The 20,751-nt window shown below is 56.6% G+C and carries 17 protein-coding genes; 7 read left to right on the plus strand and 10 right to left on the minus strand.

The genetic code is table 11. The features are described from left to right. Positions 1–23: 23 nt before the first annotated feature. The 8 genes from ACIQT8_RS16220 to polA form a co-directional block, all read right to left on the minus strand. Positions 24–1,529 carry a tripartite tricarboxylate transporter permease gene (locus tag ACIQT8_RS16220; protein WP_138794181.1) on the minus strand — a complete coding sequence of 502 codons (1,506 nt, stop codon included), beginning with the start codon at positions 1,527–1,529 and terminating at the stop codon, positions 24–26. 9 nt (positions 1,530–1,538) lie between these two features. Further along, complete coding sequence (locus ACIQT8_RS16225) at positions 1,539–2,000, minus strand: tripartite tricarboxylate transporter TctB family protein (RefSeq protein WP_400967071.1); 462 nt, start codon at positions 1,998–2,000, stop codon at positions 1,539–1,541. A 97-nt stretch (positions 2,001–2,097) separates the two neighbouring features. Next, the gene (locus ACIQT8_RS16230; RefSeq protein WP_262523698.1) at positions 2,098–3,081 is read right to left on the minus strand and encodes a tripartite tricarboxylate transporter substrate-binding protein; all 984 of its coding nucleotides are present in this window, start codon (positions 3,079–3,081) and stop codon (positions 2,098–2,100) included. 197 nt (positions 3,082–3,278) lie between these two features. Next, on the minus strand, positions 3,279–4,625 hold the full coding sequence (locus tag ACIQT8_RS16235) for a sigma-54-dependent transcriptional regulator (RefSeq protein ID WP_400967074.1): 1,347 nt from the start codon (positions 4,623–4,625) through the stop codon (positions 3,279–3,281). Beyond that, positions 4,622–6,448, minus strand: coding sequence for an ATP-binding protein (locus ACIQT8_RS16240; protein ID WP_400967077.1), 1,827 nt, complete (start codon positions 6,446–6,448; stop codon positions 4,622–4,624). The genes ACIQT8_RS16235 and ACIQT8_RS16240 overlap by 4 nt, the downstream gene beginning before the upstream one ends. Before the next feature lie 150 nt (positions 6,449–6,598). Continuing rightward, positions 6,599–6,784 carry a 50S ribosomal protein L32 gene (gene rpmF, locus ACIQT8_RS16245; protein ID WP_138794176.1) on the minus strand — a complete coding sequence of 62 codons (186 nt, stop codon included), beginning with the start codon at positions 6,782–6,784 and terminating at the stop codon, positions 6,599–6,601. 191 nt (positions 6,785–6,975) lie between these two features. Then, complete coding sequence (locus tag ACIQT8_RS16250; protein WP_400967081.1) at positions 6,976–7,695, minus strand: DUF1868 domain-containing protein; 720 nt, start codon at positions 7,693–7,695, stop codon at positions 6,976–6,978. Positions 7,696–7,824: 129 nt separating this feature from the next. Further along, complete coding sequence (gene polA / locus ACIQT8_RS16255) at positions 7,825–10,818, minus strand: DNA polymerase I (protein WP_400967202.1); 2,994 nt, start codon at positions 10,816–10,818, stop codon at positions 7,825–7,827. A 413-nt stretch (positions 10,819–11,231) separates the two neighbouring features. Here polA and ACIQT8_RS16260 point away from each other — a divergent pair, with 413 nt between their 5' ends. Both ACIQT8_RS16260 and ACIQT8_RS16265 read left to right on the plus strand, forming a co-directional pair. Further along, positions 11,232–11,666: a MarR family winged helix-turn-helix transcriptional regulator gene (locus tag ACIQT8_RS16260; RefSeq protein WP_138794174.1), complete on the plus strand. Its 435-nt coding sequence runs from the start codon at positions 11,232–11,234 to the stop codon at positions 11,664–11,666. 214 nt (positions 11,667–11,880) lie between these two features. Next, positions 11,881–13,272: a dipeptidase gene (locus ACIQT8_RS16265; protein WP_262523685.1), complete on the plus strand. Its 1,392-nt coding sequence runs from the start codon at positions 11,881–11,883 to the stop codon at positions 13,270–13,272. Positions 13,273–13,701: 429 nt separating this feature from the next. Here ACIQT8_RS16265 and ACIQT8_RS16270 read toward each other — a convergent pair whose 3' ends face one another. After that, the gene (locus ACIQT8_RS16270) at positions 13,702–13,911 is read right to left on the minus strand and encodes a cold-shock protein (RefSeq protein WP_003492998.1); all 210 of its coding nucleotides are present in this window, start codon (positions 13,909–13,911) and stop codon (positions 13,702–13,704) included. A gap of 480 nt (positions 13,912–14,391) precedes the next feature. Here ACIQT8_RS16270 and ACIQT8_RS16275 point away from each other — a divergent pair, with 480 nt between their 5' ends. The 3 genes from ACIQT8_RS16275 (at position 14,392) to ACIQT8_RS16285 (ending at position 18,305) form a co-directional block, all read left to right on the plus strand. Next, a complete protein-coding gene (locus ACIQT8_RS16275) occupies positions 14,392–14,850 on the plus strand; it encodes a YbaK/EbsC family protein (protein ID WP_400967085.1) in 459 nt (152 codons plus the stop codon). 148 nt (positions 14,851–14,998) lie between these two features. Next, on the plus strand, positions 14,999–17,317 hold the full coding sequence (locus ACIQT8_RS16280; protein WP_400967205.1) for a transglycosylase domain-containing protein: 2,319 nt from the start codon (positions 14,999–15,001) through the stop codon (positions 17,315–17,317). Positions 17,318–17,576: 259 nt separating this feature from the next. Further along, a complete protein-coding gene (locus ACIQT8_RS16285; protein ID WP_262523682.1) occupies positions 17,577–18,305 on the plus strand; it encodes a sugar transferase in 729 nt (242 codons plus the stop codon). Between the two features lie 75 nt (positions 18,306–18,380). Here ACIQT8_RS16285 and ACIQT8_RS16290 read toward each other — a convergent pair whose 3' ends face one another. Beyond that, the gene (locus ACIQT8_RS16290; RefSeq protein WP_138794169.1) at positions 18,381–18,959 is read right to left on the minus strand and encodes a cytochrome c family protein; all 579 of its coding nucleotides are present in this window, start codon (positions 18,957–18,959) and stop codon (positions 18,381–18,383) included. Positions 18,960–19,109: 150 nt separating this feature from the next. Here ACIQT8_RS16290 and ACIQT8_RS16295 point away from each other — a divergent pair, with 150 nt between their 5' ends. Together ACIQT8_RS16295 and ACIQT8_RS16300 are read left to right on the plus strand one after the other, a co-directional pair. Next, the gene (locus tag ACIQT8_RS16295; protein WP_400967090.1) at positions 19,110–19,865 is read left to right on the plus strand and encodes a 3-deoxy-manno-octulosonate cytidylyltransferase; all 756 of its coding nucleotides are present in this window, start codon (positions 19,110–19,112) and stop codon (positions 19,863–19,865) included. An 11-nt stretch (positions 19,866–19,876) separates the two neighbouring features. Continuing rightward, a complete protein-coding gene (locus tag ACIQT8_RS16300; RefSeq protein WP_138794167.1) occupies positions 19,877–20,740 on the plus strand; it encodes a prephenate dehydratase in 864 nt (287 codons plus the stop codon). Positions 20,741–20,751 lie beyond the last annotated feature (11 nt).

Raw genomic sequence — 20,751 nt, forward strand, 5'->3', positions numbered from 1 at the left:
GCTTTCATTTCAGTCGCTATGGCTCAGCTTTCCTCCTGGAAGACTTCCTCGCGCTTCTTCTTGACGCTTGGCAGGAACACCACGACCAACACGACGAACGCAATGAACAGCAAGGTTGCACTGATCGGACGGGTGACAAAAGTGGAGGGATCACCACGTGACAGGATCATGGCGCGACGCAGGTTCTCTTCCAGAAGCGGGCCCAGGACAAATCCCAACAACAATGGCGCAGGTTCGCAGCGCAGTTTTACCAGCACGTATCCGATGAAGCCGAAGAAGGCGACGGCATATAGATCGTATACGTTGGAATTGACGCTGTAGACCCCGATGGCGCAGAACGCCATGATGATCGGGAAAAGCACGTAATAGGGCACCGTCAGAAGTTTCACCCAGAGACCGATCAACGGCAGGTTCAGGATGACGAGCATCAGATTGCCGATCCACATCGAGGCGATGATGCCCCAGAACAGCGCCGGCTGCTCCGTTGCGACATTCGGACCGGGCACGATGCCCTGAATGATCATGGCGCCAATCATCAGCGCCATAACCGGATTGGCAGGAATACCAAGCGTCAGGAGTGGAATGAACGACGTCTGAGCGCCGGCATTGTTGGCGGATTCAGGACCTGCGACACCAGCAACAGCACCATGACCGAACTCCTCCGGTGTCTTCGAGACACGCTTCTCAACAGTGTAGGATGCGAAGGCTGCCAGAATTGCACCGCCGCCGGGCAAGATGCCGAGAGCGGAACCGATCGCCGTGCCACGCAGCACAGGACCGATGATCTTTTTGAAGTCTTCCTTTGTCGGCAGCAAACCACTGACCTTGGCCATCAGAACCGAACGCGAATGTTCGTTTTCAAGGTTGCGGAGGATTTCGGCGATACCGAAAACACCCACTGCCACGGCAACGAAATTAAGGCCATCGGCATATTCGCGAATGCCAAGGGTGAACCGCGGCGCACCACTGTAGATATCCGTGCCGACCAAACCGAGCAGCAGCCCAAGCACGACCATAGCCAGTGCCTTGACGATGGAGCCATGAGCAAGGGCAATCGATGAGACCAGACCGACGACCATCAGCGAAAAATACTCCGCTGCGCCAAATTCCAGGGCGATTGCCGTCAACGGTGGCGCGAAGATCGCCACAAGGAACGTGGACACTGTGCCGGCAAAAAATGAACCGATCGCGGCAATCGCCAGCGCCGCTCCAGCCTTGCCCTTGCGAGCCATCTGGTAGCCATCGATAGCAGTGACCGCAGACGATGATTCACCCGGCATGTTGATGAGGATTGCCGTGGTTGATCCACCATATTGCGCGCCATAATAGATGCCCGCCAACATGATGAGCGACGACACGGGCTCGAGCTGGAAAGTAATGGGGAGCAGCATGGCGATGGTCGCTGTTGCGCCAATGCCGGGCAAAACGCCGATCAAGGTGCCAAGCAATACGCCAATCAAGCAGAAGAACAGGTTCTCGATGGACGAGGCTGTGCTGAAACCAAGGAGGAGGTTGTTGAACAGTTCCATGCGCAGACCTCAGAATTTGAGCCAGGGGCCAAAGCGCTGGAACGGCAGGCCAAGACCATAGTTGAAAACCGCAACCGAAAAGATGGTGATCCCGATTGAAAGAAGGACGGCCATCAACGGGCTCATCTTATGTGAGGCAAATGACGCGATGAGCGCGCTGAAAAACAGCGCCGGAACGAAACCCAGCCCGCGGACCGTGAAGCCAAAAAATACCGGTGCAGGAAGAATGAAGAAAATGCCACGCCAGGCGATGGCGCCAATGGCCTCACCTTTGACACGCGTGGATCGCAGGAAGATCACGCCCCCCAGAACGACCAGGACAAGTGCCAGCAGCAGCGGGAAATAGCCTGGCCCCATACGGAAGGCCGTACCGATATCGAGTTCATAGGACTGCCAGGCGAAGGCAATGCCGAGGCCAATGAAGATGGCACCGCACAGCGCTTCGGCAGGATCGACGATAAATGATTTCATGAGATGTACCCCTCCGCAGCAAGGCGTCTTAAGCCGCCCGCATTCTCGAAACGTGGAGAGACCGGCAGCGGATGCCGCCGGTCACGATCCGTTGCGATCAATCGGCGTATTGGCCAGCGGATTCGATCACCGGTTTCCAGCGGGCGATTTCGCTTTCAAGCTTCGCTTTGAGGGCTGCCGGTGTCGCGTCGCTTTCCGGCGAAGGTGTTGTGCCAAGTTCGGCAAAGCGGGCGGCAACGTTGGGGTCTTTCAATGCGACCTGAAGCGACTTGGAGAGCTTCTCGTTGATTTCGGCCGGGGTGCCTTTCGGCGTGTAGACGCCGTGCCAGATACCGACTTCGAAATTGGGCAGACCTGCTTCGACTGCAGTCGGCACATCCGGCAGCACGTCCAGACGTTTTGCGGTGGTCACGGCGTAAGCCTTCACCGTTCCACCCTGGATCTGCTTGGTGGTGTTGGTGGTCTGGTCGCACATGATGTCGACCTGTCCGCCAAGAAGATCCGTCATCGCCGGGCCCGTTCCCTTGTAAGGAACCGTGACGAGCGGCGTCTCGATGGCACTCATGAACAGCATGCCGCACAGATGCGATGCCGCGCCGATACCGGCATTGGCAACCGTCACCTTATCCTTGTTGGCCTTGGCGTATTCGATCAGGCCCTTGAGATCTTTTGTCTCGAGCGTCTTGCGCGACAGGATGGTCATCGGTACTTCGGTTACCAGCCCGACATATTCGAACGCGTTCAAGGTGTCGTAGGCGAGCTTGCGGTAAAGCGTGGCGCTCGTTGCCATGCCGATGTGATGTAGCAGAACCGTGTAACCGTCTGGATCGGCTGCTGCGACACGTCCGGCGCCAAGCGTACCGCCAGCGCCACCGACGTTTTCAATGATGATCTGCTGGCCGAGATCTTTCGACATGGATTCAGCAACGAGACGGGCAACCGTGTCGGTCGGACCACCGGCTGCGAACGGCACGATCATGGTGATGTTGCGCTCGGGGTAGGTCTGGGCCGATGCGGCAAGCGCAAAAAGGGAAACGGCAGCGGCGGCTGCAAAGCCGGTGACTGTCTTCAGTATTTTCATCGATTCCTCCCGGATGAAAATGTTCGCCACTTCAGCCGCGCATGCTCCTCCATGGCGACCGGGGTGATCCATTTGCGGCCCGGGATGGCCATTCATCAACGACGGCGTTGTCGCGTCACACGCTTTTGTTGCGCGGTCGGGCAATAATGGGTGGATATCGACCCATTAGCGCGTATGCATGGGTGGAAATCCACCCATCACACCTCCGTCATGTGGCGGTGCAGTTCGTATTTCTGCATCTTTTCATAGAGCGTTTTGCGCGAAATCCCGAGATTCTCGTAGACCGATTTGAGATTGCCACGGTGTGCGGCGATCGCCCGGGCGATCAGGCTTTTTTCGTAAGCGGCGACCTTGGCGGCGAGCCCGCCCCTTTCCTCATCCGAATAGGAGATAACGGCCTCGGTCGCATCACTTTCCAGACCCAAAACGAAGCGGTCTGCAGCATTCCTCAATTCACGCACGTTCCCTGGCCACTCTCGCAGGGAAATCGTCGAGAGCAGATCCTGCGGAACATCCATGTCTTCGAGTCCATACCGTGCCGCAGCCTCGCGCACGAGGTGTAGAAACAGGAGCGGAATATCGGCGCTGCGTTGCGACAGCGATGGAACGAGCAACGTTGCGACATTGAGACGATACAGCAGATCTGGTCGGAAGCGGCCGGCAGCAACCTCGTGCTCCAGATCGACCTTGCTGGTGGCGATAAAGCGCACATCCAGTTCGACCGTTTCATTCGACCCCAAACGGGTAATTACCCGCTCCTGCAGCACACGCAGGAAGCGCCCCTGTAGCTCGAAGGGCATGGAGCCGATTTCATCGAGAAGGATTGTGCCGCCGCGTGCATGTTCAAACTTGCCGTAACGGGGGCGAAGCGCACCTGGAAAGGCGCCCGCTTCATGGCCAAACAGCTCGCTCTCGATCAGGGTTTGCGGCAAGGCGGCACAGTTGATTGCTACGAAAGGCCGATTGCTTCTGGCGCTGACGTCATGCAGCGCCCGAGCCACCACTTCTTTACCGGCGCCCGTATCGCCGACGATCAGCGTATCGGCATCCGTCGAGCCGATGGCACGAATGCGATAGCGCAGATCGACCATGACTTGCGTTCTGCCCGGCAAGCGGGTTTCGAGATCGTCACGTTTTCCAGCAACGGCCTTGAGACGGCGGTTTTCCAGCACCAGTGCGCGCCGATCTTCGGCCCGCTTGATGACACCCGCAAGATATTGTGGCGTGAAAGGTTTCTCGATGAAGTCATAGGCACCGTTACGCATGGCGTTGACGGCAAGCTGCACATCGCCATGGCCGGTCATCAGAATCACTGGAATTTCCGGATCGAGTTCGCGAACCTTCTGCAACAGGGTCATGCCGTCCATACCGGGCATACGAATGTCGCTCACGACAACGCCGTCGAAGCTGTAGCCAATCAGCTCCAGAGCGTGTTCGGCACTGGCAAGCATGGTGACATGGAAGCCGGACAGTTCCAGCGCTTGCGCAGTTGAAAAGCGCAACTCTTCTTCATCATCGATCAGAAGCACCCTGGGATCATTCATTCCGCAGCAACCTCCACAGCAGAAACGGCAGCAGGCAACGTGATTTCAAATTCCGCTCCACCGCCATCATGGTTGCGGACGCGAAGCTGGCCGCCAAAATCCTTGATGATGTTATAGGATATGGAAAGTCCAAGCCCCAAACCGCGCCCCACCCCCTTCGTCGTGAAGAAAGGGTCGAATATACGCTCCGAGATCGCCGGGGGAACACCCGGTCCATGGTCACGGATGAAGATCGATACCGTTGAACCGTTCAGCCGGGCTTGCAACGCGATCTTGCGATCCTTTCTTCCCTCGACCGCATCTGCGGCATTGGAGATGATATTGACGAGAACCTGCTGCAAGCGCACCGGACCTGCCTTTACCGCAAGCGGGATGTCGCCGAGATCGATGTCCAGCACGGCATCCGCAGCCTTCAAACGCGCACCAACGATTTCAAGCGTATCGCGAAGAACAGCATCCAGGGCGACAGCTGTGGTTTTTTCGTTGGGTTTGCGCGCAAAGTTACGCAGATGCCGACTGATCGATGCCATGCGATCAATCAGTCCCGAAATACGTTTGAGGTTTTCGGTCACCTCGCCCACCCTGCCCCGTTCAACGAGAAGTGCCGCGCTTTCCGCGTAGTTCTTGGCGGCCGCAAGCGGCTGATTGATCTCATGCGACAGGGCGGCTGACATCTGGCCAAGGGCGGCAAGCTTGCCAGCCTGAACGAGATCATTCTGCATCTTTCGGAGCTGCTTCTCGGTCTGACGACGCTCGGCAACCTCGTGTTCAATCTCGCGATTGACGCGGGCAAGATCGGCGGTGCGCTCCTCAACCCGGCGCTCAAGCTCGGCCTGGGCTTCTGCCTGGTGATCAAGGCGCTCTCGTAGACGCCGACGTCTCTGCAACATGGCTGCAAGCAGCGCTACTGCAAGGCAAAGGCAGAGAATGACGGCAATCATCGTTGTCTGAACCTGCGTGCGCAAAGAGCCCGTATCGATCAGCACATTTACGGTCCAGCCTGCATCCGCCATCGCCTGCGACAAAACCAGGTATTCTCTCTCGCCATCGTTTTGACGAATGGTCAAAAGCTGGTGTTCGCCAAAGCTGCCGGTCCGCAACGGCAACTCTCTCAACTCGGCATCGGCGTAGCGACGCGACGTTGTGGTACGTGCCAAACGTTCCGTCGTGAGGGGCATCAAGCTGGAATAGAGCCATTGCGGCGTACCGGTCATGAAGATGATACCTTCAGGATCGGACACGAGAATACGATTTTCGCCATCACCGAAGGATGCTTCGATACCCTCGATATCCACCTTGAAGACGATGACGCCTTTGATGTCCTCATCGAACAGAATGGGAGCTGAAAAATAATATCCGCGTTTGTTGGAGGTTGTGCCAAGCGCAAAGAAGCGGGACTGCAAACCCTTGGCCGCATCCTGAAAATAGGGGCGGTAGCTGAAGTTCTGTCCGACAAAGCTCGCCGGGCCATCATAATTGCTGGCGGCAATCGTCTCGCCGTCGAGCGTCATGATGTAGATGTCGGAGGATTCCAGCAGGGTGTTGATGGACTTTAGGTAGACATTCGCGCGCTGACGCAATGCCTGATCCTGAGGATGGGCGACGAGTTCTTCGATATCATCGTGATCGGCAATGAGCGCCGGCAAGGGCTCGTAGCGACTGAGAAGTCCACCGAGGGCGGACACAGCAAGTCTGAGGGTGGTGCGGCCCTGATCGGCCACTTCGCCGAAGTAACGTTCGGCGATCATGTCGCTGCCTTTGGTGACGGCGCCATAACCGAAACCAAGACAAACAAGCACCACCAGTATCCAGCGGGATCTCAACGGCTGCCACCCTCCCAATTCGGACTTTACGCCCGACCTCCAAAACGGATTTTAGGAGGTGTGCGGGACTTTTCCAAGGGAGTGGCCTGCGCCAAAAACAAAAACCGGCCACAAGGGCCGGTTTTCAAAGAATTGCAGAAGCTGAAAAGCTTATGCGCTTTCCTTCGGCGTCAAAACCTGACGGCCACGGTACATACCGGTCTTCAGATCGATATGGTGCGGGCGACGCAGTTCGCCGGAATTCTTGTCCTCAACGTAGGTCGCAGCCGTGAGGCCATCAGCCGAACGGCGCATACCGCGCTTGGACGGGCTTGTTTTTCTTTTTGGTACTGCCATTTTTGTTACTCCACTTTAGCGGCGAAACAACGGAACCGGCCAGAACCAAAGGCCGAATGTCGGGTGTCTCGATATCGGAAATTTGGCGCGCTTATACATGCCAAAACGGGGTTTGACCAGCCCTAACGCACATTTTTTCAGATTCAGCAGAATCCGAAGCGCGGCCAAAGAAGTGCACCGCAAATCACGTGTCATGCTTTATCGAAGACGATGAGCTCTTTGAAGTGGTTCATATCCCGAAATTCACAGAAAGCAGGTGGTCGCAGCTCGATCACAGGAACACTATCGCGCAGTTTTTCGACTTCCTCATCCATCATCGCCTGCCAGCGGGGCAGACAGACGGGATCGAACCAGCGCACGACGTAGGCGAGCGTGAGATGGAATTCGTATTTGTCGTGATCCGGATGGCGATATCCAAAGGCTTTGGCAAACGTATTTCGCCAAAGCGCCAAGGCCCGGTCATCCTCTGCAGTTTTTCCCTTCAACACAAGGCCGGTCGGTCGCAAACCGGTGATCTGCATTGCGAAGTCGGGAAGCGCCGAAAACACGGAAAGGCGCTCGAGATAATACTCCGTCATGGCGTCGATCGAGGCCGTCAGCGGCATTTCTTTTGGCCAGTAGGGCCACATGCGCCTGTACTCGATGATCCCCTGGAACACCGTCATATGAAAGCTGGAGACCGGTGTGAAAGCCAGATTACCAGCTTCCGGCATATCCAGGAAACGTTGCCGCGTCGCGACTACGGCGCTTTGTGACGCCGAACCCTGCACAAGATGGCAAACGATGGCGTTGCCGGGTTCCGGCAAAAACTCGCCTTCAGCGTTGAACCGGGTGCCCGTATGTCGGGGCGGAGCGTCATGACGGGCAGTCGAAAGACGTTCGAGTTCCCTGGAAACGAATCGCGCGTGCATGAAGCCCCCCATGTGGGAATCTCCGTAACTTCGCCGTACGACAGTTCGATGACAGTGAAGACGCGGTTTGTGGGGAGTTAGAACTTGGCGCGCTATACGCGCCAAGTGAGCCGGAACCCCCTTCAGACCTTAGTGTGCCTCGTCCCAGTTGCTGGCGGCTCGCGCATCCACTTTGAGCGGAACCTTCATGGAGATCGCCGGCATGGCGGCATTTTCCATCGTATGGGTAACCGCCTTCAATGTTGCCTCGACGGCCTGATCTTCGACTTCGAATATCAGTTCGTCGTGCACCTGAAGCAACATCCGCACCTGCTCGGCAAGACCAGCCTCGACTAGCGCACCATCCATGCGGACCATCGCCCGACGAATAATGTCGGCCGCAGATCCCTGAATAGGCGCATTGATAGCGGCGCGTTCGTTGAACGCCTTCACCGATGGGTTGGAGGAACGGATTTCAGGGTAATAGGCACGGCGTCCAAAAATCGTTTCAACATAACCGTTGTCACGCGCGAAAGCCTTGGTCTGCTCCATGTAATCGCGAATGCCGGGAAACCGCTCGAAATACTTCTTGATGTATTCTCCAGCTTCGGAGCGAGCAATGCTGAGCTGGTTTGCCAGCCCGAATGCGGAGATACCGTAGATGATGCCGAAGTTGATGGCCTTGGCGCGGCGCCGCACTTCAGACGGCATATCTTCCACCGGCACACCGAACATTTCCGACGCCGTCATCGCATGGATATCGATGCCATTTTCAAAGGCGCTACGGAGCTGGGGAATATCCGCAACGTGCGCCAGGACACGCAGTTCGATCTGGCTATAGTCGGCCGACAGCAGCTTGTGCCCAGGCGTGGAGATGAACGCCGTACGGATCTTGCGCCCTTCCGCGGTACGGACAGGAATGTTCTGCAGGTTCGGCTCGGACGAGGAGAGGCGTCCAGTGGTGGTGGAAGCGAGCGCGTAGGATGTATGCACACGCTTGGTGTCTTGATGGATGTATCCGGGCAGCGCATCCGTGTAGGTCGACTTCAGCTTGGTGAGCTGGCGCCAGTCCACGATCTTGCGCGGCAATTCCACGCCCTCTGCGGCGAGATCCTCCAGAACCTGTGCCGATGTCGACCACTGGCCAGTCTTGGTCTTGGAGCCACCCGGCAGTCCCATCTTCCCGAAAAGGATATCGCCGAGCTGTTTGGGCGAGCCCACGTTGAAACGCTCACCTGCCAGCTCGTAGATTTCCTCTTCAAAGGCGGCGGCCTTCTGGGCTAGCTCTCCTGACAGACGCGACAAAATCTGCCGATCAACGGTGATGCCACGCTCTTCCATATGGGCAAGAACCGGCACAAGGGGGCGCTCCAGCCGCTCATAAACCTTGGTCAAACCTTCGGCAACGAGACGCGGTTTCAGGACCATCCAGAGCCGCAGCGTAACGTCGGCATCTTCCGCCGCATAGGCGGTGGCCTTGCCGATGTCGACGAAATCGAAGGTCACGCCGGACTTACCGGAACCCGCGACATCTTTGTAGGCGATGGGTGTATGTCCGAGCCAGCGCTCAGAGAGCGAATCCATACCATGCGTCGCCTTCCCGGCTTCGAGCACGTAGGAGATCAGCATCGTATCATCGAAGCTCTGCATGACGACGTCATGACGCTTCATCAGCAGGTAATCGTATTTCAGGTTCTGCGCGATCTTCAGAACCGACGGATCCTCCAGCAATGATTTGATGCGATCCATCGCCTCGGCTGCGGGGATTTGACCTTCGACAAGCTTGATGCCGTCGCTGAAAAGATCGCCACCTGAACCAGTCTTGTGCGTCAGCGGAACGTAAGCGGCGCGAATATCTGTCCCCGATGCGTCTTTTCCATTATCGGCAATGGCCAGAGAAAAGCCGACCAGCTCCGCCTGCATGGGGTCAAGCGACGTTGTTTCCGTGTCGAAAGCGACGATGCCCGTCTCACGGGCAGCAGCGATCCAGCGATCGAGCTCACGAATGTCGCGGATCGTGGTGTACGCTTCCGTATTGATCTTGGCGGTGGCAAAAACAGTTCTGCGCGCTTCGGCAAGCTCTGCAGGTGCGCTGCCTTCGGCCGCCACTTTTTTCGCCGGTATCGAAGGCGATGACGGTTGCGCCTCAACTTCCACCCCGGCCTCTGCCGGAGCGGGGTTATCGAGGTCAGGACCGTGCGCTTCATCGCCCCGCTGCACGGCGACATCGGCAGCGTCCACGGAGGAAGCATCGGTATCGGTTGCTTCGGCAACGCGACGCGTCAAGGTGGTGAATTCCATCGCCTTCAGGAAGGCGATTAGCTTGGGGCCATTCTGAGGCTCGAGTACAAGCTGTTCCAGGGATTGATCGAGTGGCACATCCGTTCTGAGCGCCACCAACTGCCTGGAAATACGGGCGAGGTCGGCATTGGCGATAATGTTTTCCCGACGCTTTTGCTGCTTGATTTCTCCAGCCCGCGACAAAAGCGTGTCGAGGTCTCCATATTCCTCGAGAAGCTGAGCTGCCGTTTTCGGGCCAATGCCGGGGATGCCTGGAACGTTGTCGGTGGAATCGCCCGTCATCGCCTGCAGGTCGATCATCTTCTCGGGCGGTACGCCCCATTTCTCAACGACATCCGGAATGCCGATCTGCTTGTCCTTCATCGCGTCGTACATATGCACGTTCGCGGTTACGAGCTGCATCAGATCCTTGTCGGATGAAATGATGGTGACGTCGGCGCCGATGGCCTCGGCCTGGCGGGCATAGGTGGCAATGATGTCGTCAGCCTCAAAGCCTTCGGTCTCAATGCAGGGAAGATTGAAGGCACGTGTGGCTTCGCGGATCAGACCAAACTGCGGCACAAGATCTTCGGGCGGCGCGGAGCGGTTCGCCTTGTACTGATCGTAAAGTTCGTTGCGGAAAGTCTTCGACGAGTAGTCGAAAATGACCGCGAAGTGTGTCGGGGTGACGCCAACATCCGTGTTTCGCGCATCCTTCAGGAGCTTCCACAACATGTTGCAGAAACCGGAGACGGCATTGACTGGCAACCCATCCGACTTGCGGTTCAAGGGCGGGATGGCATGGAACGCCCGGAAGATGAATCCGGAGCCGTCAACGAGGAAGAGATGATCGCCTTTTTTCATGGGTAGCATGGATAGCGCGGGGTCGTTTTGGCGTCCACAGAAACTTCTTAATACGCACTGCTAAGCACGTAACGCGAGAATGTTGAACCCGGCCAAAAATTCACCCGAACGTTACCGATTTGTAATCCGAATTCCCTTGAAAAGCCGCATTTGCAGACACATTTCTTAGAGGACGGCGCCTGATCACGCCGTAGTCTGATTGCAGGCTCGTCCCCCGCCGCGTCAGACCGGACAAAGGCCTTTCCCCCTCTCCGGGCCTTTGTCCTCCAATATGACCGCCATGGCCGACCCCTCCCGGCCATGGCGGTTTTATTTTGGGCATCAGGGACGTGCCACAGCAACATTCCGTGCTATATATATCATGCTATCGAATCCTCGCGACCCCTGTCGCAATTGCTCGCATGGATGCATGAATGGAATTTTCCCGAGACGAATCGGTGATCTACCTCGCCGCCAAAATGGCGCGCGAATTCACCATGGCGCTGCAAAAACGGGCTTCCGCGCTCGGCTTTTCCCCTGGGCAGTTTCCTATCCTTGTAGAGCTTTGGCATGAAGAAGGCCTCACCCAACGTCAATTGCTGGACAGGATCGACATCGAACAGGCGACGCTCGCCAATACGCTGTCGCGTATGGAACGTGACGGCCTGATTGTGCGCAAACCGCACCCAACCGACCGCCGGGCACAAATCATCGAACTGACACCACGTGGAAAGGAACTCGAAGCAAACGCTATTGCCGCATCCAGGGGAACGGAGGACGCACTGCTGAAGGACTTTCGGCAGTTCGAGCGGCAGCTTCTGGTGGAATATATGCGCCGGGCCATCGATTGCGCCAAAACTGCCCGTTAGGAGCTTCGGCAAATTGGTCGCCTCTGCGCTCACCGTTTTTCCACGCTGATCTGATTTTTAGAAAACCGCGTTACACTTTTCAATCCAATGTTCTATCGTGCCGCAGGCCGAAGCCCTGGCGATTCACGAGGGCTTTCCTTCTCGTTTCCTGCGAATGGTGATGCCGTTGTCTCGCATCGTCGCCGGAACCATGACAGACATGACAGGATCAGCGATGACAGACGTTTCTCCAATTCTTTCCACTGTTGATGACAACCTCCCCTCCAGCCTGGAGCGGCTCTTTGAGCTTGTTCGCATTCCGTCGATCTCGACTGACCCGGCTTACAAGCAGGAATGCCGCAAGGCAGCGGAGTGGCTGACCAAAACGCTTTCTGCACTCGGTTTTGAGGCATCCGTCCGCGACACGGCCGGTCACCCTATGGTCGTCGCGCATCACGATGCAGCAACGAAAGATGCACCGCACGTGCTCTTTTATGGTCACTACGACGTGCAGCCTGTCGATCCGCTCAATCTCTGGGAAAATGATCCGTTTGATCCCGCCATCAAGGAGATCGGTGAAGGGCGTCAGGTCATCACGGGCCGTGGAACGGCCGATGACAAGGGTCAGCTTATGACCTTCGTGGAAGCCTGCCGCGCCTATAAAGAGGTCAATGGTGGCCTACCGGTCAGAGTGACCATTCTGTTCGAAGGTGAGGAAGAATCCGGTTCACCGTCGCTGAAACCCTTTCTGGAAGCCAATGCTGCTGAACTGAAGGCGGAATATGCCCTGGTGTGTGACACCGGCATGTGGGACCGCGACACACCGGCAATTGCGGCAGCCCTTCGTGGTCTGGTTGGCGAGGAAGTCGTGATCACGGCAGCGGATCGCGATCTGCATTCAGGTCTTTTCGGTGGCGCTGCGGCAAACCCGATCCACATCCTTACCGACATTCTCTCGGGCCTGCACGACGAGACCGGGCGTGTCACGCTTGAAGGCTTTTACAATGGCGTCGAAGAGACGCCGGCGAACATCAAGGCTTCCTGGGAAACGCTTGGCCGTACGGCGGAAGATTTTCTCGGCGAGGTTGGGCTTTCGGTCCCTTCCGGTGAAAAGGGACGTTCCGTGCTGGAGCAGACCTGGGCGCGGCCGACAGCGGAAGTCAATGGCATCATCGGCGGTTACACCGGCGACGGCTTCAAGACCGTGATCGCCGCGAAAGCATCAGCCAAGATTTCCTTCCGTCTTGTCGGGCATCAGGACCCCGCCGCCATCCGTGAGAGCTTCCGCGCTTACGTGCGCTCGAAAATCCCCGCCGATTGCTCCGTTGAATTCCATGAGCATGGCGCGTCACCTGCTATTCAGCTGTCCTATGATTCACCGGTCCTGACCAAGGCGAAGAACGCGCTTTCTGACGAATGGCCGAAGCCCGCCGTGGTTATCGGCATGGGCGGCTCGATCCCGATCGTAGGCGATTTCCAGAAGATGCTCGGTATGGATTCCCTGCTGGTCGGCTTTGGTCTGACGGATGATCGCATCCACTCCCCTAACGAGAAGTACGACCTGCAGTCCTATCACAAGGGCATTCGCTCCTGGGTTCGAATTCTGGATGCTCTCGCAGCGAAATAAGCTTGCTGGAAACTGGTCGCGATCACGCGGCCAGTTTCCGGACATCCAGCCCAAGGCTGCTAAGTGCTTATGCCAGAAAAACAAAAAGGCCGGGCAAGCCCGACCTTTCCACCCGTTTCTACGTCAGTGCCAGTACATCCGTGGTCAAAGCGTTTGAAACGTCTGATGCTTCAGAGCGCGCCGACTATCGGTCGGCTGCATCTTCAAGGTCAGGATCGACTGCTTCGGTTAATCTTTGGTTAACACGATAACAGCGTCACTTTTCAGCGACCGCCTGACAGGTCTGAAGCACTGTTGAACCGTATATCGTATCGGAACATGGCTTTTACAAGGCCGAACGCCCTGAAAAGAATTCTCCAAAAGAAAAAGGCCGGGCGTGACGTCCGGCCTTCTTATTCCAGGCGTGACCATGAAGGTCACAACGCCTTATTAGGCAGCTACGAGGTTGCCTGCAGACATCTTGCCCGAGCGGCGGTCCTGCATCAGTTCGTAGGACAGCTTCTGACCGTCGTTGAGGGCGGTCAAACCAGCGCGCTCAACTGCAGAGATGTGAACGAATACGTCCTGCGAACCATCATCAGGCTGAATGAAGCCGTAGCCCTTGGTTGCGTTGAACCACTTTACCGTACCAGTCGCCATAACGATTTCCTTCCGTTGGCAAATTGCATTTGCACTGCAAGCAGTGCGGGTCTTGTGTCGAATTTGAAGGAAAGAAAGATCGTCGTGTGCGCCGCGAAGCGCCGAAGCTCTGGTCGTCAAACAAATTTCGATGTCGGAACACCTAGGTGGAGAGACCCAAAAAGTCAAGTTTCTTTGAAAATGACGTGATCTACGGTCAATCCATTCGTGTCATCTGGAAAAATTTCAGAAGCCAGAAATGCAAAAACCCGGCGCGGGAGGAGGTGCGCCGGGTTCTTGAAACTGACTGACAATTGGGAGGAGGAGTATTGTCAGTCCAATCGGGCGACGCTGGGAGGAGGAGTGCGTCGCTTCGATGATTGGAAGATACAACATCCCAGCCCAAAAAACAGACATTCTATCGCAGCGCAGCATTGCATTTTTTGCATGGCTTTCTGCGGACGTCTTGCGGCTTACATGCTTCCAGCCTAATAAATAGCCATGACCATTGAATCCGTCCGCGCCTTTTTCGCCGAAAAATCTCCTGACGTGACCGTCATCGAAACGGAAGCAAGTTCAGCAACCGTTGCGCTCGCGGCAGAAGCGCATGGTGTCGATCCCGATCAGATCGCCAAAACCATCTGCCTAAAAGCAGGAGACACCATTCTTCTGGTCGTGGCTGCCGGCACCAAACGGCTCGACAATCGCAAGTTTCGAGACCGGTTTGGCGCAAAGCCCCGAATGCTTGGCGCGGAAGATGTTGTGTCTGTCACAAGCCATCCCGTTGGTGGCGTCTGCCCTTTCGGTCTGCCGGAACCCATTCCGGTGTTTTGCGATGTCTCGCTGAGAAGCTACAACGAAGTGGTTCCTGCCGCCGGCGCGACCAATGCAGCCGTCAAAATTTCTCCGCACACCATGGCCGAACTGACAGAAGCGGAATGGATCGACGTCTGCCAATGACGTCGAAGTGATCCTTTCTTCTCCTAACGCCGCCTTAAATTGCCGCATTTACGCTCTTCATCCCGGATTAAGGATAATGCGCGCATAAATACTGCAATCGGCGGACATGCGTGCGATCACGCAATCAGAATGGAGCGATATCGGCTGGATGGCAGGTAAAGGCAAATCACGCGAGCGGGTAGAACCTTCCTTCGGGGATTTTCACGATTCCGGCGATGACCTGCGCCTTGACGCCAGCGACCGCATCAGCGGCGGACGAAAGCATGCAGCGAAAGCTGCGAAAGACGACGACCTTCCTCCTCCGAAATCGCCAAAAGGCCAGACGCGCCAAAAGCGTCAGAGACAAAAACGCGTGGAGACACGCGGCATCACCGGCATGTTCCGCTCACTTGTTTACTGGTGCATCGTGCTGGGCATATGGGGCGGGATCGGTGTTGCGGGACTTGTTCTTTATTATGGCGCCCGCATGCCCAGTGCTGCAAGCTGGTCCATCCCTGAGCGTCCGCCGAATGTGAAGATCGTTTCTGTCAACGGGACGGTTCTTGCCAATCGCGGGACGACCGGTGGCGAGGCTTTGGCACTTGAGGATATGTCGCCCTACATTCCGCAAGCGGTCATGGCGATCGAAGACAGGCGTTTTTACTCGCATTTTGGGGTTGATCCGCTCGGCCTCGGCCGCGCCATCGTCACCAACGTACTGACGGGACGCACCGTCCAGGGCGGTTCGACCCTTACCCAGCAGCTTGCCAAGAACCTGTTCCTGTCTCCCGACCGGACATTGGAACGCAAGGTGCAGGAAGTGCTTCTGGCTTTCTGGCTGGAGCACAAATACACCAAGGACCAGATCCTCGCGATGTATCTCAATCGCGTCTATTTCGGTTCCAGTGCCTATGGTGTCGAAGCGGCCTCCAGACGGTATTTCAACAAGTCGGCGCGCGACGTCAATCTGGGTGAAGCAGCGCTGCTGGCGGGCCTCCTCAAGGCACCCTCGCGCCTCTCCCCTGCCCGTGACCCGCAGGCTGCTGAAGAACGCGCACAGGTCGTGCTTCAATCCATGCGCGATGTCGGATTCATCACCGACAGCGAAATCAAGACGGCGATGTCACAGCCCCCAACCAAAGCGAAACGTTTCTGGTCCGGTGCAGAACATTATGCTGCCGACATGGTTCTCGACGAAGTCCGCATGCTGATCGGCGATGTGAAGCAGGACATCGTTGTCGATGCCACCATCGATCCAGACCTGGAACGCGACGCCGAAAAGGCCCTGACGCACATTCTTCAGGGGGACGGTAAAAAGCAGGCTGCGTCCCAGGCAGCTCTGGTTTCCATCGATGGAACCGGAGCCATCCGCGCAGTGGTCGGCGGGGCCGATTACGCCGAAAGCCAGTTTAACCGTGCTGCGAAGGCGAAACGGCAGCCTGGCTCAGCCTTCAAACCCTTCGTTTATGTAGCGGCGCTCGAATCCGGGCTGACACCCTACTCCATCCGCAACGACGCGCCGGTCAAGATCGGCAACTGGACACCGGAAAACTACGAAAAGAAGTACCGCGGTGAAGTGACACTGGCGACAGCGCTTGCCAATTCGCTCAACACCATCGCGGCCCAACTGGTGATGGAAGTCGGCCCCGATCGTGTGACGCAGGTTGCGCATCGTATGGGTATCGAATCCGATTTGCAGAGCAATGCATCGATTGCGCTCGGAACCTCCGAAGTATCACTTCTGGAACTGACCGCGTCTTACGCACCGTTCATGAACGGCGGCTACAAGGCCACCCCGCATATTGTCAAACGTATTACCGATGCCGACGGCAAGGTGCTTTACGAGAACAAATACGACAATCCGCCGCGCGTGCTGAACGAAGACATTGCCGCGACGATGAACGGCATGCTGAGCCGCGTTATCACCGAGGGAACGGGAAAAGCGGCACGGCTGCAGGGATGGCAGGCCGCCGGCAAGTCGGGAACGACCCAGTCTTTCCGTGATGCGCTGTTCGTCGGCTATACCAGCAATCTGACAACCGGTGTCTGGTTCGGCAACGATGATGGTACCTCCATGAAGAAGGTGACCGGTGGCGGGCTGCCCGCAAAAGCCTGGAAAGACTTCATGACGGCTGCACATTCCGGCCTGTCTCCATCACCACTTTTCGGCCTCGGCACAACCGGCGCTCCTCCACTTGGCGAGATGCAGCAGCCACTGTCGGAAAATGCGCCATCATCGATTGGCGACATCATTTCCAACGCGCTTGGTGGAGGCTCGTCGAATACCGAAGCCTATCCAGCCGCCCCAGTTGCGCTTGACCGACCTCAGACAGACGCGCCCATGCCGCCATCCAATATTCCGGGGCAACGAATGGAGCCGAACTATGCCAATGGCGGTCCCGTTCCGCCTGCCGATATTGGTGGTCAGGAGCCAGCAAGAAACGGCGCCAAACAGACCACACTCCTCGACATTCTGATGGGCAATTGAGCGCCCACAGGATCGATAGGCAGCCGGCTGACAGTTTCTCTCTGTATCAATCGCTGAAAAGTCCGCGCTTCCTTAGCGGCAGGAAGTCTCCAGCATAGTTCCGATTGCTCTAAAGCAGGTTGGCGCCGACGTTAACCGTAGATTGGCATTTGCGCAGTTGCGGAGATATTTCGGGATGACTTTTTACAGTAAATGAATTATTAATGCCGCCATATAAATCAGTTTTTTCATTTCAAAAATTTCTTTTTAGGACTTTGTTATGCTGGGTATCAAAGGGTCTCCACGCGCCGCGTTCCAGAGCGCGGCTTCACAATCGGCAATCGCTTTTGAAGAGCCGGACGTAGAACTTTCTCAAGACCAATCAACATTTTCCGCATTGGCACGCGGTCAATTCGCAACCAAACGCGCGATCGATATTGCCGGCGCATCCATTGCCTTGATGGCACTTGCGCCGGTGCTTTTAACGGTCGCCGCTCTGGTCAAGATCGATAGCAAAGGACCTGTCCTGTTTTCCCAGATACGCTGGGGCATGAACGGTCGCCGGATACGCGTCTATAAATTCCGTTCAATGAGGACTGACTTGTGCGACGCGAGTGGCGTGGCACAGACGGTGAAAGATGACCCGCGCGTGACCCGCATCGGCGCCATTCTCCGTCGGTCGAATATCGATGAACTGCCGCAACTGCTGAATGTTCTGAAGGGTGACATGTCGCTCGTCGGACCTCGTTGCCATGCAATCGGCATGCTTGCGGCCGGCCGTCTCTATGAGGATCTCGTTCCCCATTACCATCTGCGTCACAGGATGCGCCCCGGCATAACCGGGCTTGCCCAGATGCGGGGACTGCGGGGACCGACCGACCGCAGTGACAAGGCGCGGGCACGCATTGTCTCCGATCTTTATTACATCGACAATTTTTCCGTCTGGCTGGATATCAAAATCATGATCGGCACAGTCATATCCGAACTGCGCGGCGGCAAGGGTTTCTAAGTCCAGGCTATTTCATGCGCAAACAACAAAAAAGCCCGGATCACTCCGGGCTTTTTTGATTGGAATACCATACACTCAATTGGTTGGCGCAGGGGCCGCCGCCGGATCGGGCAGCGGTGCAGGATTTGCAGAAAGCGTCCGCAGGTAAGCGATCAGATCCGCACGTTCCGTTTCCTTCTTCACACCGGCAAAGCCCATGGCCGTGCCAGCAACGAACTTTTTCGGGCCTTCGAGGAAGTGGCTCAGATGGTCGTAGTCCCAATGAACCGAACCACCCTTCGAGAAATCCTTCATGGCTGCGGAGTAACTGAAACCTTCATGAGAGGCGATCGGCCTGTTGACGATATCGAAGAGATTGGGGCCGACCTTGTTTGCTCCACCACTCTCTCCGGTATGACAGGCCGTACACTTCTTGAAGACCGTCTCACCCTTGGCCGCGTCCGCATTGGCAAGCAACTGGGCGATCGGCGTTGCCGCAGCGGCCGCTCCTGCCTCGCCGCCTGATTCACCGCCGCTCGTTTCCGCGACGATGGCAAAACCTTCCTTCTCCGGCACCGGTGCATGGAAGATGCCCTCGGATGCGATCGACACCGACATGAGGACGAAAACGGTGCCTAATAACGCACCAACGCCCATGTTTACGTATGAATTCATCTATATGCGCTCCCTCGCATCCACTCGATATAAGCCGGGTATCTTGAAATTGCTTGAAAGCTATGGCTTTTGCACAGCCTGCGCAACTTGAATAATGCTCCCCACACCGTGACGTTTTGACACTTTTCGGGCGGGATTTGAAGGTGTCGGATGAAGAATAGAGATTTCGAAAAGGCAGTGGTGCTCATACCTGCCCGTATGGCCTCCACACGTCTGCCTGGTAAACCTCTGGCCGATATCGGCGGCAAGCCGATGATCGTGCAGGTTGCCTTGCGTGCACGCGAAGCCGGTGCAGAGAAAATCGTGGTTGCCGTTGACGACAACGACGTGTTTGCCGCCGTTCAAAATGCCGGCTTTGAAGTGATGATGACACGGGATGACCACCAGTCTGGATCGGATCGTATTTTCGAAGCGCTCCAGAAGGCCGATCCTTATGGCAAGGCCGAATATGTCATCAACATTCAGGGCGATTTGCCAACTATCGAGGCGGAAACCATTCACGCCTCGCTGCGGCCGATGGAAAACCCGTCGGTGGATATCGCCACGCTGACGGTGGAAATCACCGACGAGGAAGAAAAAATCAATCCCAACGTGGTCAAGGTCGTGGGCAGCCCGCTGTCTGAAACCCGGCTGCGTGCATTGTATTTTACCCGTGCGACCGCACCCTATGGTGAAGGACCGCTTTATCATCATATAGGGCTCTACACCTATCGCCGGGCGGCACTCGAAAAATTCGTGCGCCTTTCCCCTTCGCCACTGGAGAAGCGCGAAAAGCTGGAGCAGCTTCGCGCTCTGGAAGCGGGCATGCGGATCGACGCTGAGATCGTGCGCTCGGTACCACTGGGTGTCGATACGCCGGCTGATCTTGAGAAAGCCCGCCAGATCCTTGCAGGCAGAACCCACTGAGGGGACATTCTATGACAACGAGCACAAAACGCATTGCCTTCCAGGGCGACTACGGCGCCAATTCGGACATGGCGTGCCGCGACATGTTTCCGGATATGGACCCGCTTCCCTGCGCGACCTTCGAAGACGCATTCAACGCCATCGAAAATGGCGATGCGGATCTGGGAATGATCCCGATCGAAAACACGCTGGCTGGCCGGGTAGCCGACATCCATCATCTTTTGCCGGAATCCCGTCTCCATATCATCGGCGAATATTTCATGCCGATCCGCTTCCAGCTCATGGTTTTGCCGGGTGTGCAGAGAAGTGAAATCCGCACCGTCCACAGCCATATCCATGCGCTTGGTCAATGCCGCAAGATCATTCGTTCAAACGGATGGAAAGCCATTGTCGCCGGCGATACGGCAGGCGCCGCCAAGCTCGTCTCAGAGCAGGGCGATCGCAGCATGGCAGCACTTGCACCGCGTCTCGCCGCAGATCTCTACGGTCTCGATATCGTTGCAGAAAATGTCGAGGATTCGGAAAACAACGTCACACGTTTCGTTATTCTGTCCCGCGACGAAAAATGGGTCAAACGTACGTCACCGGATGAAGTCATTGTCACGACGTTTGTTTTCAACGTTCGCAACATTCCGGCCGCGCTTTACAAGGCCATGGGCGGGTTTGCCACCAACGGCATCAACATGACGAAGCTCGAAAGCTACCAGATTGGCGGAAAGTTCGTGGCGACGCAGTTCTATGCCGATATCGAGGGCCATCCGGATGATGAAGCCGTTCGTCGCGCGCTGGACGAATTGCGCTTCTTCTCAGAGAAGGTCCGCATCCTCGGCGTCTACAAAGGCCACGCAATGCGTGACAAGCTGAACCAGAGCTAAGAAAATTACGG

The organism is Agrobacterium sp. NPDC090273 (assembly GCF_044772305.1).
Classification (GTDB): Bacteria; Pseudomonadota; Alphaproteobacteria; order Rhizobiales; family Rhizobiaceae; genus Agrobacterium.